The 14,325-nt window shown below is 64.7% G+C and carries 10 protein-coding genes and 3 pseudogenes; 9 read left to right on the top strand and 4 right to left on the bottom strand.

Annotated features, from left to right (window positions below):
• Positions 1-199 precede the first annotated feature (199 nt).
• The 3 genes from ALC15_RS24025 (at position 200) to ALC15_RS24015 (ending at position 3,978) form a co-directional block, all read left to right on the top strand.
• Positions 200-1,696, top strand: a complete 1,497-nt coding sequence (locus tag ALC15_RS24025; protein WP_050629401.1) for a caspase family protein — start codon at positions 200-202, stop codon at positions 1,694-1,696.
• A gap of 63 nt (positions 1,697-1,759) precedes the next feature.
• Positions 1,760-3,004, top strand: a complete 1,245-nt coding sequence (locus ALC15_RS24020) for an FAD-dependent oxidoreductase (RefSeq protein WP_200914689.1) — start codon at positions 1,760-1,762, stop codon at positions 3,002-3,004.
• A 197-nt stretch (positions 3,005-3,201) separates the two neighbouring features.
• Positions 3,202-3,978: an outer membrane protein gene (locus ALC15_RS24015; protein WP_050629400.1), complete on the top strand. Its 777-nt coding sequence runs from the start codon at positions 3,202-3,204 to the stop codon at positions 3,976-3,978.
• 73 nt (positions 3,979-4,051) lie between these two features.
• Here the strand turns inward: ALC15_RS24015 and ALC15_RS24010 are convergent.
• From ALC15_RS24010 to ALC15_RS23995, 4 genes and pseudogenes are all read right to left on the bottom strand, one after another.
• Positions 4,052-4,821: pseudogene (locus tag ALC15_RS24010) on the bottom strand (glucose 1-dehydrogenase).
• Positions 4,822-5,019: 198 nt separating this feature from the next.
• Positions 5,020-5,811: an outer membrane protein gene (locus ALC15_RS24005; RefSeq protein WP_050629399.1), complete on the bottom strand. Its 792-nt coding sequence runs from the start codon at positions 5,809-5,811 to the stop codon at positions 5,020-5,022.
• 226 nt (positions 5,812-6,037) lie between these two features.
• Positions 6,038-8,096: pseudogene (gene parE, locus ALC15_RS24000) on the bottom strand (DNA topoisomerase IV subunit B).
• Positions 8,097-8,222: 126 nt separating this feature from the next.
• Positions 8,223-8,696: a cbb3-type cytochrome c oxidase subunit I gene (locus tag ALC15_RS23995; protein ID WP_244486230.1), complete on the bottom strand. Its 474-nt coding sequence runs from the start codon at positions 8,694-8,696 to the stop codon at positions 8,223-8,225.
• An 82-nt stretch (positions 8,697-8,778) separates the two neighbouring features.
• Between ALC15_RS23995 and ALC15_RS23990 the strand changes: the two genes are divergently transcribed.
• From ALC15_RS23990 to ALC15_RS23965, 6 genes and pseudogenes are all read left to right on the top strand, one after another.
• Positions 8,779-9,309, top strand: coding sequence for a DedA family protein (locus tag ALC15_RS23990; protein ID WP_050629397.1), 531 nt, complete (start codon positions 8,779-8,781; stop codon positions 9,307-9,309).
• Between the two features lie 146 nt (positions 9,310-9,455).
• Entirely contained in the window at positions 9,456-10,445 is a 990-nt protein-coding gene (locus tag ALC15_RS23985; RefSeq protein ID WP_050629396.1) for an MBL fold metallo-hydrolase, read from the top strand.
• A 346-nt stretch (positions 10,446-10,791) separates the two neighbouring features.
• Positions 10,792-11,462, top strand: a pseudogene (locus tag ALC15_RS23980) (FMN-binding negative transcriptional regulator).
• Positions 11,462-12,508: an N-acetyl-gamma-glutamyl-phosphate reductase gene (gene argC / locus ALC15_RS23975; RefSeq protein ID WP_050629395.1), complete on the top strand. Its 1,047-nt coding sequence runs from the start codon at positions 11,462-11,464 to the stop codon at positions 12,506-12,508. Before ALC15_RS23980 ends, argC (ALC15_RS23975) begins: the two are co-directional and overlap by 1 nt.
• A 103-nt stretch (positions 12,509-12,611) precedes the next feature.
• Positions 12,612-13,589: an N-acetyl-gamma-glutamyl-phosphate reductase gene (argC, locus tag ALC15_RS23970; RefSeq protein WP_050629394.1), complete on the top strand. Its 978-nt coding sequence runs from the start codon at positions 12,612-12,614 to the stop codon at positions 13,587-13,589.
• 11 nt (positions 13,590-13,600) lie between these two features.
• Positions 13,601-14,191, top strand: a complete 591-nt coding sequence (locus tag ALC15_RS23965; RefSeq protein WP_050629393.1) for a class I SAM-dependent methyltransferase — start codon at positions 13,601-13,603, stop codon at positions 14,189-14,191.
• Positions 14,192-14,325: the final 134 nt, after the last annotated feature.

Below are 14,325 nucleotides of genomic sequence, written 5' to 3'. Positions count from 1 at the left end.
TGGAGAGCTCGCGCGGGAGTGAGGGCCCAAATCTATCACGCGGGCCGTAAAAAGAAACTTGACCTGGGACGGGTGGGGCGCCCCATGGTCACCAGGGATGGGCGGCCATGACGGCCATCCGCCGCGGGCCTTGAACCGGCCAAACGGCTGATCCGACTATTAGGCGGCGGTCTCACGCGCGGCGCAGGCGGGAATTGGGATGAAGAGCTGGCTTTCAAGACTTTCGGCGACCCTGTTGGCGGTCGCATTCGTTGCATCGGCGGCGCCTGCCCAGGCCGAAAAGCGCGTCGCGCTGGTGATCGGCAACAATGACTACAGGAACGTGCCCAAGCTGCAGAAGGCGGTCAACGACGCCCGCACCATGGGCGACACGCTGAAGCAGCTCGGTTTCAACGTCATGGTGGCCGAGAATCTGAACCGGCAGGCGTTTTCCGAGACGCTGCTCGCGTTCGACCGCGCCGTGGAACCCGGCGATACCGCGTTCTTCTTCTATGCGGGTCACGGCTTCGAGATCGCGGGCCAGAACTTCCTGCTGCCGACCGACGTGCCGGCGGCGACCGAAGGGCAGGAGGAGCTGGTGCGCGACGCCTCGGTTCTCGCCGACCGCATCATCGAGCGATTGCAGAACAAGAAGGCGCGCACCTCGATCCTGGTGTTCGACGCCTGCCGCAACAATCCGTTCGAGCGGGCCGGCACGCGCGCGGTTGCCGGCGGCGGTGGCCTTGCGCCGATGATGCAGCTGCCGGAAGGCGTGTTCTCGGTGTTCTCGGCCGGGCCGCGCCAGACCGCGCTCGACCGGCTGTCGAACGATGATGCCAATCCCAATTCGGTGTTCACGCGGACCTTTGCCAAGGAGCTGTTGCAGCCCGGCGAGAACCTCGTGCAGGTCGCCCAGCGTACGCGGCGCCTGGTCAGCGAGATGGCCGAGACCGTGAAGCACAAGCAGATCCCGGTCTATTTCGACCAGATGGTCGACGACGTCTTCCTGAACGGGAACGCCAAGGCGCAGGCCGAGGCGGCCAAGCCGTCCGCGCCGCCGCAGCAGGTGGCTGCGCTGCCGCCGGTATCGGTGCCGAAACTGCCGAAGGAGGACTCGATCAACGCGCCGATCGCGAGCTTCTCGCGGCACAATGGCGGCTGGACCGTGGTGTTCTCGATCGCTGATCCGACGCTCGGCATTTCCTGGCGGATCGGCGACAGCGGCGATTTCCGCGAGACCGGCTTCATGGACACGCTCGATCCGCGCACGCGCAAGCGGATGCCCAATCCGTCGATCGAGCTGCCGGCCGACGCGCCGGCGGCCACGATCGAGCTTCGCTATGTCGACACCCAGGGCGAGATGCAGGGACCGTTCCCGATCAAGTTCGATCCCGACGCCGCGCTGATCCGCGACCAGCGCAAGATCCTCGACATGACCGCGACGAGCTGGCTGTCGTTCCGCGAGTTCAACGGGCTGCTCGTCTACTACACCCACCTGATGTCGTATCGCTGCGCGATCCGCGAGGTGCGGATCGGCATCGACAGCGCGGTGCCGGATAAGGTGTTGAAGATGCCGTCCTGCAATTCGCGCGATCCGAGCGCGATCCCGTCCGATGCGCAACCCTATCTGAAGCTCGCGCCGCAGACCAAATCGGTCTCGGTGGAGCTGACCTATCGCGACGGCAGCGTGTCGGAGATCAAGACCTTCAGGCGATAGTTTATCCTTGTCGCCCGACCCGCGTTACCAAGGGAGCGGCGAGACAACCGTAAGGACAGCATCATGGATGCGGGCAATCCGGCAGGATCGAACAGACGTCGGATGAAGGTGCGCTGCTGCGTGGTCGGCGGCGGGCCGGCGGGCATGATGCTCGGCTATCTGCTCGGGCGCGCCGGGGTCGACGTCGTGGTGCTGGAGAAGCACGCCGACTTCTTCCGTGACTTTCGCGGCGACACCGTGCACCCCTCGACCCTGCAGGTGATGGACGAACTCGGTCTGATCGACGGCTTCCTGAAGCTGCCGCACCAGGACATCCAGAAGCTCGACGGCATGTTCGGCGGCACCTCGGTCCGGATCGCCGACCTCAGCCGCCTCAGCGTCAAATATCCTTTCATCGCGATGATGCCGCAGTGGGATTTTCTCAATTTCCTGCGCGAGAGCGGCAAGCGTTTTGCCTCGCTGAAGGTGCTGATGAACGCGGAGGCGACCGACCTGATGCGGCGCGGCGACGCGGTTGCCGGCGTGCGTGCGAACGCGCCGGATGGCCCGATCGACATCGAGGCGGATCTTGTGATCGGCTGCGACGGCCGCCATTCGATCGTGCGAGAGCGCGCCGGTCTTGCCGTCGAGGAGATCGGCGCGCCGATGGACGTGTTGTGGTTTCGCGTCGGGCGGCGTCCGGACGAGACCGAGAATTTGTTCGCGCGGATCGACCACGGCAAGATGATGGTGACGTTCGACCGCGGCGACTATTGGCAATGCGCCTACGTGATCGCCAAGGGACAATACGAGGCGGTGAAGGCGAGGGGATTGCCGGCGTTGCTCGACGACGTGCTGCGACTGGCGCCGATCCTGAAAGCCGGCATCGCCGACGTGAAGAGCTTTGACGACGTCAAGCTGCTCACGGTCGCGATCAACCGGCTGACGCGCTGGACGCTTCCGGGCCTGCTCTGCATCGGCGACGCCGCGCACGCGATGTCGCCGATCGGCGGCGTCGGCGTCAACCTCGCGGTGCAGGACGCGGTCGCGACCGCCAACGTCCTGGCGGCGAAGCTCGTTCACGGCGTGCCGTCCGAAAATGAACTCGACGCGGTGCGCCGGCGCCGCGAATTCCCGGTGCGTGTGACGCAGCGCATGCAGGTGATCGCGCAGGACAACATCATCAGCGCCGCGCTGAAGGCAGGCGATCAGCCGGTCCCGTTCGCGCTGCGGTTGATCACGGCGATGCCCTGGCTGCAGGGCCTGACGGCGCGTCTCGTCGCGGTCGGGGTGCGGCCGGAGCACGTGCATTCGCCGGCCGCGAGCTGACGCGCGGCCGCGCTTTGGATGGAATTTATCAGGGATAACAGCTGCTTAATCTGGCCGCTAGAAGTTGCGTAGCTGCAACAGCGGGACATGATTCGAAACCGGCGGACACGGAATCTGCGCTGCCGGTTCCCGCGGTTTTCTTTTGGTAAGGGCTCTCTGTGAAAGCTGTGCCCATCAGACAACCTGGGGGTGCCGCCGTGTTTCATGCCAAATTCATTGCCGCCTTGACTGCAGCCAGCGCGCTCGGCCTCAGCGCCGCTGCGGCCGCCGACCTCGCCGCGCGTCCCTACACCAAGGCGCCGGCCTATGTCGAAACGCTCTACAACTGGTCCGGCTTCTACATCGGCGGCCATCTCGGCGGCGCCTGGACCAACGAGCAGTGGGTCAACAGCGCAAACACGACGGTGTTCGGTGATCTCGCACCCGGCCAGGGCTTTCGGCAGCGCGGCTCGGGCTTCATGGGCGGCGGCCAGATCGGCTACAACTGGCAGGCCAACAACTTCGTGTTCGGCGTCGAGGGCACGATCTCCGGGCTCGATAATTCGGGCCGCGTCACCAACACGGTGTTCGGCGCCGGCCGCGACGATCAGTTCAACTGGCGCTCGAATGCGATGGCGACGATCGTCGGCCGCGCCGGCTACGCGATCCAGAACAATCTGCTCTATTTCAAGGGCGGCTATGCCGGCGTGAACAATCGCCTGTCGGTCGTCGACAACGTTCCGCCGGCGACCGGCTCCGGCAGCCAGACCCATTGGGCCAGCGGCTGGACCGTCGGTGCGGGCTGGGAGTACGGCATCACCCGCAACTGGACCATCGGCGTCGAATACAATTACGCAGCGTTCGAGCGTCAGACCTATCAGCTCGCCGGCACGGCGGTGGGCACCTATACGTTCGACGCCAAGCCGCGCGATATCCAGTGGGCGGTGGTGCGCGTGAACTACAAGTTCGACGCGCCGGTGATCGCGCGCTACTGAGTTCTACGAGGCGAACAGGATGCAAGAGCCCCGGCGGCGCGCCGGGGCTCTTGTGTTTTGGCGCGCGTTGGTCTCAGGCCATGACCGAATAGCCGCCGTCGACCGGGATCGCGGTGCCGGTGACGAAATCCGACGCCGGCGAGGCCAGGAATACGGCGATGCCGGCGAAGTCGTCGATCGCTCCCCAGCGCGCCGCCGGCGTCCGTGCGAGCACGCGTTCGTGCAGCCCGGCAACCTGCTGACGCGCGCCCTTGGTCAGATCGGTGTCGATCCAGCCGGGAAGGATGGCGTTGACCTGGATGTTGTCGGGAGCCCAGGCGTTGGCGCAGGCGCGGGTGTACTGCACGATGCCGCCCTTGCTCGCGGCATAGGCCGCAGCGAAGCTGGCGCCGAAGATCGACATCATCGAGCCGATATTGATGATCTTGCCGTGGCCCGACGCCTTGAGCGCAGGGTAGGCGCCTTCGAGCACAGGAAGGCGCTGGTGAGGTTGGTGTCGATCACCTTGCTCCACTCGTCGAGCTCGAGCTCGTGCGGCGGCTTGCGGATGCTCATGCCGGCGTTGTTGACGAGGATGTCGATCCGGCCGAGCTCGCCGATTACCCGTTCGACCATGGCGGCGACGGCGGCCTTGTCGGTGACGTCGGTGGCCACCGCGATCGCCTTGACGCCGCGCTTGCCGAGCTCCTCGACGGCGGCCTTCGATTTCGCCTCGTTGCGGCCGACCACGGCAACCGCCGCGCCGGCATCGGCGAGACCGCGCGCCATGCCGAGCCCGATGCCGCCATTGCCGCCGGTGACGATCGCGACCCGGCCCGAGAGATCAAACTGTCCGTTTCTCATTGTTGTTGTCCGCTGTGGTTTGAATCCGGTCGCGAGAGTGCCTGATCGTCACAGGCCTGACCAGATCGGGCGCGGCCGGTCGGCCCTGCAGCAAAAGGGTGCGCGGGAGATTGCTCCCGGAAGTGTTCAGGCAACAAAAAAGCCCCGGACAATGCCGGGGCTTTTCGTCTGCTGGATCAGCAGGGATCAGTCTGTAGCTCAGTACTTGGCAACAACCGGACCGGTCCAGTTGAAGCGGTAGACCAGCGAGGTGCTGATGGTCTGCACCAGCGGCTTGAAGGTGATGTCGCGACCGTTCGAGATGTTGGTGACGTCAGCCAGCTCAGAGATGTTCTTGCTGTCGTAGTAGGCGGCGCGATATTCGGTCTTCATGAACCAGCCCGGCGCGGTGATGCCGAAGATGTTCAGGTTGTTCTCGACGCCGCCGCCAACGAACCAGCCGCTGCGGTCAAAGCCGTCGGTGTGCCCGCCGACCGGGAGCGCGGTCGCGGTGTTGAACAGAGTGGTGCCCTTCCAGTGCGAGCTGGAGTAGCCGGCGTTGACGTAGGACAGAACGTTCGGCGCGATCAGGTAACCGAGGCGTGCACCGACGGCCCAGTTATAGTCGTTCTTGATGGTACCGGCGACGCCGAGGCCCTGATCCTGGATCGTGCCCTTCAGGCTGCCGAACTGACCGTCGGCGAATACGCCGAGGACCCAGCTGTTGGCGGTCTGCCAGTCATAACCGGCACCGACAGTGCCGTACCAGCCATCGCCGCCCTGGCGCTGGTTGAAGCCGAGGATCGGCGCGCCGGTGACGGTCGACTGCACGCCGGTGTCAGCGTCCCAGACGCCGCCGCCGCCGCCGCCGAAGATGTAGAAACCGGTCCAGCTCGGCGCCATCGCGATCGGGGCCGGAGCCTTGGTGTAGGGGCGGGCGGCCAGATCGGCAGCCGACGCGGAACCCGTCATCGCAGCAACCGCGGTCAGAGCGAGCAAAATCTTCTTCATATCCAAATCCTCGACTAGCGTTCGATCGGGTCGCTGACGGGAGTGCGCTGGCACCGATTCCCGAAACTCATGTTGGGGACTATACGTGGTTCCGCCGGAAATGCTGTTGCGGGTGAGACACAACCGCCCGAAAACGAAGCCGCCGACGCTCTCCAAACAGCCGAATGAAAAACGGCCGCCCCGAGCGGAGGCGGCCAAAAAATCGTTTCAGATCAGCCGGTTGGGCTTAGACGTCGAGCAGGTCGTCGCTGGCGAATTCGGCCTTGTCGGAGATGAAGGCAAAGCGGGCTTCCGCCTTGGTTCCCATCAGCCGCTCGACCGAGTCGGCGGTGCCTTCGCGATCGTCGGCCAGCAGCACCACGCGCAGCAGCGTGCGCTTGGTCGGATCCATCGTGGTTTCCTTGAGCTGCGCGGGCATCATTTCGCCGAGGCCTTTGAAGCGATTCACCTCGACCTTGGCGTTGGCGTTGAATTCGCTCTTGAGCAGCTCTTCCTTGTGCGCGTCGTCGCGGGCGTAGACCGACTTGGTGCCGTGCTTGAGTTTGTAGAGCGGCGGCACTGCCAGATAGAGATGCCCCTCGTCGATCAGCCGCGGCATTTGCCGGTAGAAGAAGGTGATCAATAGCGAAGCGATGTGCGCGCCGTCGACGTCGGCGTCGGTCATGATGATGATGCGCTGATAGCGCAGATCCTCTTCACGGTAATGCGCGAGCGTGCCGCAGCCGATCGCCTGCACGAGATCGGAGAGCTGCGCGTTGGCGGTCAGCTTGTCCTTGCCGGCCGATGCGACGTTGAGGATCTTGCCGCGCAATGGCAGCACGGCCTGCGTCTTGCGGTCGCGCGCCTGCTTGGCGCTGCCGCCGGCCGAGTCGCCTTCGACGATGAAGAGTTCGGAGCCTTCGGTGCCGGCGTCGGAGCAGTCGGCGAGCTTGCCGGGCAGGCGCAGCTTCTTGCCGGCGGTCTTGCGCGCGGTTTCCTTTTCCTGGCGGCGGCGCAGCCGTTCCTCGGCGCGATCGATCACGAAATCGAGCAGCCGGTTGGCCTGGTTCGGGTTGCCCGACAGCCAGTGATCGAACGGGTCCTTCATCGCCTGTTCGACGATGCGCTGCGCTTCGGCGGTGGCGAGGCGATCTTTGGTCTGGCCCTGGAATTCGGGCTCGCGCACGAACACCGAGAGCATGACGGCCGCGCCACCATCACGTCTTCCGAGGTGATGGAGCTGCGCGCTTGCCTTGGCCGGCGCGTTCGGCGTGGTCCTTCAGGCCGCGCAGCAGCGCGCTGCGCAGGCCGGATTCATGCGTGCCGCCGTCGGGCGTCGGCACCGTGTTGGTGTAGGACGACAGGAAGCCATCTGCATCGGCCGTCCAGGCGACAGCCCATTCGCACGCGCCATGCGCGCCGCTGCGGCCGGATTTGCCGGAGAAGATATCCTGATGCACCAGCGTGTCGGCGTGGATCGCCGCGGCGAGATAATCCTTCAAGCCGCCGGGGAAGTGGAATTTTGCTTCTGCCGGGACGTCCTCGACGCCCTTCAGCAGTTCCTGGTCGCAGTGCCAGCGAATCTCGACGCCGCCGAACAGATACGCCTTCGAGCGCGTCATCTTGAACAGGCGCTGCGGCTTGAACGCCGCCTTGGCGCCAAAGATGTCGGTATCAGGCTTGAAGCGGATCCGCGTGCCGCGGCGGTTGTTGACCTTGCCGAGGTCCTCGAGCTTGCCCTTGGGATGGCCGCGCTCGAAGGTCATGCGATGCAGCTGCCCGCTGCGCGCGACCTCGACCTCGAGCCGCGAGGAGAGCGCGTTGACCACGGAGACGCCGACGCCGTGCAGGCCGCCCGAGGTCTCGTAGACCTTGGAGTCGAACTTGCCGCCCGAGTGCAGCGTGCACATGATGACTTCGAGCGCCGACTTCTTCGGGAATTTCGGATGCGGGTCGACCGGAATGCCGCGGCCATTGTCGGTCACGGTCAGGAAGCCGTCGGCGGTCAGTTCGACGTCGATGAAGGTGGCGTGACCGGCCAGCGCCTCATCCATGCAGTTGTCGATCACCTCGGCGAACAGGTGGTGCAGCGCCTTCTCGTCGGTGCCGCCGATATACATGCCGGGGCGCCGACGGACCGGTTCCAGGCCCTCCAGGACCTCGATGTCAGCTGCGGTATAGCCGGCTTCGGCGCCTCCCGCGGGCCGGGAAGCGGCCTTCGCCGGGGTGCGCGCCTTCTGTTCCGGCGCTCCGAACAGATCGTCAGCAGATTTGCTTTTGGCGTTCGACTTCAATGATTTGGCCATGTTTCTTCAAGTGGCGCGCCAGTCCTGGCGCGGCGAATCGGTTGCTCTGACTATGCCACGGAACGGGCTGCCAATGGGGGCGACCGCGCCTCGGGCCCGGCCGTCTCCATAGATAGGAGCCTGCGATTACGCCCGCGAGGTGCGGAATACAACGACCGTGAACAGGGCCATTGCCGCGACCACCATCAGCGATCCCACGATGGGCGCTGCCTCGAACGCTGGACCTTCCAACAGCACGGCGGCCACGCCGGCCGGAAACAGCACGCCACCGATGATATGGAGCCAGCCCTGGATTTTAGCCAGCAGCATGCGGCCGGCCGCCGGCACCAGCCGGTAGTACAGGCCGAACAGGAACAGCAGCACGCCGCCGACCAGATTGAGATGCGCGTGCGCCGGCCCCAGCGTGAAGTCGTGCTGGATACCCATTGCGATGCCCGCGAGCATTCCGAACAGCAAGACGACAACGCCCACGCACATCATCAGCGACCCGATCATCCAGTATTTCCTTTTTCTTGTGAGGGAGATGCCAGCCAGCCGGACCGCAGGGGCCTTACCGGAAATCACGTTTGATCCCCGCCTTTGTGACTTGATGTCACGCAATGGGCTGGCTTACCTGTTCTTAGGCTGCGTGCCGCTAGAAAGGTTCATTCGAGGTTCAACGGAGCGGAAGGCACACGACGAGATGGAAGACTTTGCGCGGGCCCTGGCCGAATTCGTCCGCCACCACCAGGCCTGGGCCGCTCCGATCGTCATGTTGCTGGCGTTCGCTGAATCACTCGCCTTCATTTCGTTGCTGGTGCCCGCCTGGGGCGCGCTGGTTGCGATCGGCGCCTTGATCGGCGTCAGCGGAATCAATTTCTGGCCGATCTGGATCGCGGGCGGCATTGGCGCCGCGCTCGGCGACTGGGTCTCCTACTGGTTCGGCTATCGCTACAAGGAGCAGGTCGCGCAGATGTGGCCGCTGTCGCGCTATCCGGAGATCCTGCCGCGCGGCGAAGCCTTCGTGAAGACCTGGGGCGTGCCCAGCATCTTCATCGGCCGCTTCTTCGGTCCGCTCCGCGCCTCGGTGCCGCTGGCAGCCGGCATTTTCGAGATGTCGTACTGGCAGTTCCAGATCGCCAATTTCGTCTCCGCGCTGGTCTGGTCGGCGGCGCTCCTTTTGTTCGGCGACGTCATTGCCCAGGCCCTCGAATGGATGTGGCGCGCGGTGTAGCGGGAGCCGGAATAAGGCTGCAATGCAGGGGTTAGGCGGGATGACAAGTGCTCGTGATGCCACCATCGCGCGAGCATCGAAACGTTGTTACAACCGCGTCACCAAGCGCGAGTTCATCGGGCGCCATTTCACTGGGAGGACAACACATGGAATTGACACGACGTCACGCTCTCGCCGGCGCTGCCGGCATCGCCGCTGCACCGTTGTTGCCGGCGCTCCCGGCCAATGCCGCGTCGCCCGCGGCCGACAAGCAGGCGCCGAGCTTCTATCGCTACAAGGTTGGTGACATCACGGTCACCGCGGTGTCCGATGGCAAGACCGTCTTCAAGCTGGAGGACTCCTTCATCCCGAACGCGAAGCGGGACGACGTCAACGCGGCGTTGGACAAGGCGTTCATGCCGCGTGACATGGTGACGATCTGGTACGCGCCGCTGGTGCTCAATACCGGCGGCAAGCTGGTCGTGATCGACACCGGCAATGGCGCGCTGGCCAAGGCCAGTTCCAAGGGCGCCAACGGTCTGTTCGCCGACAATTTCGTCGCAGCCGGATTCGATCCCAAGAATGTCGACATGGTCGTGATCTCGCATTTCCACGGCGATCACGTGAACGGCTTGCTCACCGCCGAGGGCGCGCCGGCGTTCCCGAACGCCGAAGTGCTGGTGCCGGCGACCGAATGGAAGTTCTGGATGGACGATGGCGAGATGAGCCGGGCGCCGGCCGGCCGCATGCAGGGCCTGTTCAAGAACAACCGCAACATCTTCGAGGCTGCCCTCAAGAAGAAGGTCAGCCCCTATGAATGGGGCAAGGAGATCGCGCCGGGCCTCACCTCGGTCGAGGCTGTCGGCCATACGCCGGGCCACACCTCCTACGTGCTGGCCTCGGGTTCGGAGAAGGTCTTCATCCAGTCCGACGTCACCAACAATCCGTATCTGTTCGCGACCAATCCCGGCTGGCACGCGTTCTTCGACCAGGACGCCGACGTCGCCGAGAAGACCCGCCGCCGCGTCTACGACATGATCGTCGCGGAGCGGCTCCAGGTGCAGGGCTTCCATTATCCGTTCCCGGGCCTCGGTAATGTGGTGAAGGACGGCAGCGGCTACCGTGTCGTGCCGGCTCCGTGGAATCCGGTGATCTAGACTTAGCGGGGCATTCCGGGGCGGTGCGTGAGCATCGAACCCGGAATCTCGCTCCGTAATCTCTAGTTCCCCGATGCGCAATTGCGCATCTGAGGTTCGCGCGCAAGGCGCGCGCCCCGGAATGACGAGACTACATCTTGACGCAAGAGGGGCGCGGCCCTATAGCCGCGCGCATGATCAACGCCGCGACCATCATCATCGCCCGCCGCCGCCGCATTCTCGCGGTATGGGCGGTCGCTCGCGTTTAAGACCATCGCCTCTGCCGCCGGATCTGATCCCGCGGCGCTCTCCTCAAAAAGACACGCGGTTCGATCTGGCGGCTCCTCGTTATGCAGGAGTTTCGACCATGTATACGCCGCAGCCTTTCAAGCCCGACCGTGCCGCAAGCCTCGCCTTCGCTGAGGCGCGCGGCTTCGGCCTTGCCTGCGCGTGGGACGGCGGCAAGCCGATCGCCTCCGCGCTGCCGTTCTATCTGACCTACGCCGCCGACGGCACGCCGCGGGCGCTGTTTCATGTTGCCCGTCACAATCCGCTGGTAAAGCTGGCGGGCGGGGTACCCTGGCTGCTGGCCGTCACCGGCGCGACGCCTATGTTTCGCCGGACTGGTACGTGTCACCCGATCAGGTGCCGACCTGGCTCTATCAGGCGGTGCATCTGACCGGGCCGGTGCGGACACTGTCGGATCAGGAGCTTGCCGTTCAGATCGACGCACTGAGCGCCAAGTTCGAGGGCCGGCTGCTGCCGAAAAAGCCGTGGGTGTCGGGCAAGATGACCGCCGCGCGGCTGGAAGCAATGAAGAAGGCCATCGTGGGTCTGGAGATGACGGTGGAAGAGGTGGAGGGCAGCTTCAAGCTGAACCAGCACAAGTCCGAAACCGATTTCGCGGCGGTCGGCGACGCGCTCGCTCTGCAGGCCGAAGCCGGTGCCCGGGACATCGCTGCCTTGATGCGCGAGGTGCGCCCGCAGGCTTTCGCGACAATACAGACCGAACTGACTGCGCTTCCGAGGGGCGAGTGATGACGAAGAAGAAAATCGGAATTTTGGGCGCGTCCGGCTACACCGGCTCCGACGCGGTGCGGCTGTTGGCGCGGCACCCGAATGCCGAGATCACCGCGCTTACCGCCAACACCCATGCCGGCAAGACGATGAGCGAGGTGTTTCCTCACTTCTTCATGCTCGACCTGCCAAGACTCGTGGAATGGGAAAAGGTCGACTGGACGCGGCTCGATGCCGTGTTCTGCGGACTGCCGCACGGGACGACGCAAGAGATCATCGCCGCGGTGCTGAAAGCCAATCCCGCAATCAAGATCCTCGATATGTCCGCGGATTTCCGGCTGCGCGACAAGGACAGCTACGCGCAATGGTACGGTCATGAGCACCGGGCGCTCGAATTGCAGGACGAGGCCGTCTATGGGCTGACCGAGCTCTACCGGGAGAAGATCACGGCCGCGCGGCTGGTGGCCTGTCCCGGCTGCTATCCGACGGCGGTGCTGCTGGCGCTTGTTCCGCTGGCGAAGGCAAAGCTGATCGACGTCGACGATATCATCATCGACGCAAAGTCGGGCGTGACCGGCGCCGGACGCGGACTGAAGCAGAACACGTTGTTCAGCGAGGCCGGCGAAGGGTTGTCGCCCTATTCGATCGGAAGCCATCGACACTCGGCGGAGATCGAGCAGGAGATCGGCGCAGCCGCCGGCTCGGCCGTGACGGTGAACTTCACCCCGCATCTCATTCCGATGGCGCGTGGTGAGTTCTGCACATCCTATGTCAAGCTCAACGGGGCTACGCCGGACGATTTGCGCGCCGAACTGGAAAAGGCCTACGCCAACGAGCCGTTCGTGCATGTGACGAAGAAGGGCGTGCTGCCACAGACGCAGAACGTGCGTGGTTCGAACTACGTTCAGATCGGTGTCGTCGCCGACCGGATCAAGAACCGCGCCATCGTGCTCTCGACGCTCGATAATCTCGTGAAGGGTTCGGCCGGACAGGCGATCCAGAACATGAACCTGATGTTCGGCTTGCCCGAAACCACCGGACTGGAGCAGATCGCGTTGTTTCCGTGAGCGGGGGTTGTTGTCGCGGACGAGGATGCGCTCAATCTATGGCAGCACAGGCGCGGCCAGATGTGTTAGCAAACCAAACGAATGAGCTTGAAAGGAACGTGCCATGACCCTCACCGATACCGATCAGCCGAAGACCAAGGGCGGTGCGACCAAGACCGTGTTCGTCGATGGCGCGTCCGGCACCACCGGCCTCGGCATCCAGGAGCGGCTGCATTCGATCGGCGACGTCGCGGTGAAGCATATCGCCGAGGACAAGCGGAAGGATGCCGGTGCCAAGCGTGCGCTGATGGAGGAGGTGGATCTCGTGATCCTCTGCCTGCCTGACGATGCCGCCAAGGAGACCGTCGCGCTGATCGACACGATGGGGAATTCAGCGCCGAAGGTGCTCGACGCCTCGACCGCCTATCGCGTCGCGCCGGACTGGGCCTATGGCTTTGCGGAGCTCGCGCCCGGCCAGGCCGACAAGATCCGCAACGCGCCGAAGGTCTCCAATCCCGGTTGCTATCCGACCGGCGCGATCGCGCTGCTGCGGCCGATCGTCGATGCCGGGCTGCTGCCTGCCGATTATCCCGTCACCATCAACGCGGTGAGCGGCTATTCGGGCGGCGGCAAGTCGATGATTGCGAGCTTCGAGGACGGCTCGGCACCGGCCTTCCACCTCTACGGCCTCGGCTTGGAGCACAAGCACGTGCCGGAGATGCAGCTGTACTCGCATCTGACGCGGCGGCCGCTGTTCGTCCCGTCGGTCGGCAATTTCCGGCAGGGCATGCTGGTGTCGGTGCCGCTGCAGCTCGACGCGCTGCCGGGCAAGCCTGATGGAGCCGATCTGCAGGCCGTTCTGGCGAAGTGGTATGCCGGCAGCAAATACGTCACCGCGATGCCGCTGCAGAACGAGGCCGCCGCGGGCGGGAAGATCGAGCCGGAAGCGCTCAACGAGACCAACCAGCTCGAGCTCTACGTGTTTGCCGGCGACAAGCATCGCCAGGCGGTGCTGGTCGCCCGGCTCGACAATCTGGGCAAGGGCGCCTCGGGTGCCGCGGTCCAGAACATGCGGCTGATGCTCGGGCTCTCCGACATCTGACGGCACGCACCGTGGACGACGCCACGCTGCAATTCTACCGGCGCAATGCCGAGGCCTATGCCGGGTGGGCGAAAGCACCGTCCACCCGGTTGATCGGCTTTCTCAAGCTGTTGCCGCCGGGCGGGGCGATCCTCGAACTCGGCTGCGGCGCCGGCAATCATGCCGCCGTCATGCTTGCCGAAGGCTTCGTGCTGCGCGCGACCGACGGCTCACCCGAGATGGCCGAGGTCGCGGCGCGTCGCATCAATCACCCCGTCGAGGCGATGCTGTTCGATGAGCTAAGGGATCGCGAGGCCTATGACGGCGTCTGGGCTAGCGCCTGCCTGCTGCACGTGCCGCGCGACGAATTGGCCGGCATCGTCGGCCGCATCCATCGCGCGCTGAAACCCGGTGGCGTCTTCTACGCGAGCTACAAGATCGGCCATGGCGACGGCCGTGACAGCATCGGCCGCTACTACAACTATCCCGAGGCCGACTGGCTGGCGGCGACCTACGCATCGTCAGGTGCTTGGACGCAAGTCTCGTCCGACACCAGCGAGATCAGGAGCTTTGACGAAGCGCCGGCGACGATGCTGCATATCGTCGTGCGCAAAGCCGGGTGACCAGGTCGTGTACTCATAAAGCGGCCGGCCGCCTGATGTCCGCTCAACCGCAACAGCGGCGGAAAGGCGGACATCTCTCGGGGCCGCAAAAGGGCCATGAGCCGACATTCAGCGAAACGTGAGCACAGATGCCT

This window comes from Bradyrhizobium viridifuturi, from assembly GCF_001238275.1.
Classification (GTDB): domain Bacteria; phylum Pseudomonadota; class Alphaproteobacteria; order Rhizobiales; family Xanthobacteraceae; genus Bradyrhizobium; species Bradyrhizobium viridifuturi.
The sequence above is the reverse complement of the archived record's forward strand: the minus strand, read 5'-3'. Positions and strand labels throughout refer to the sequence as shown.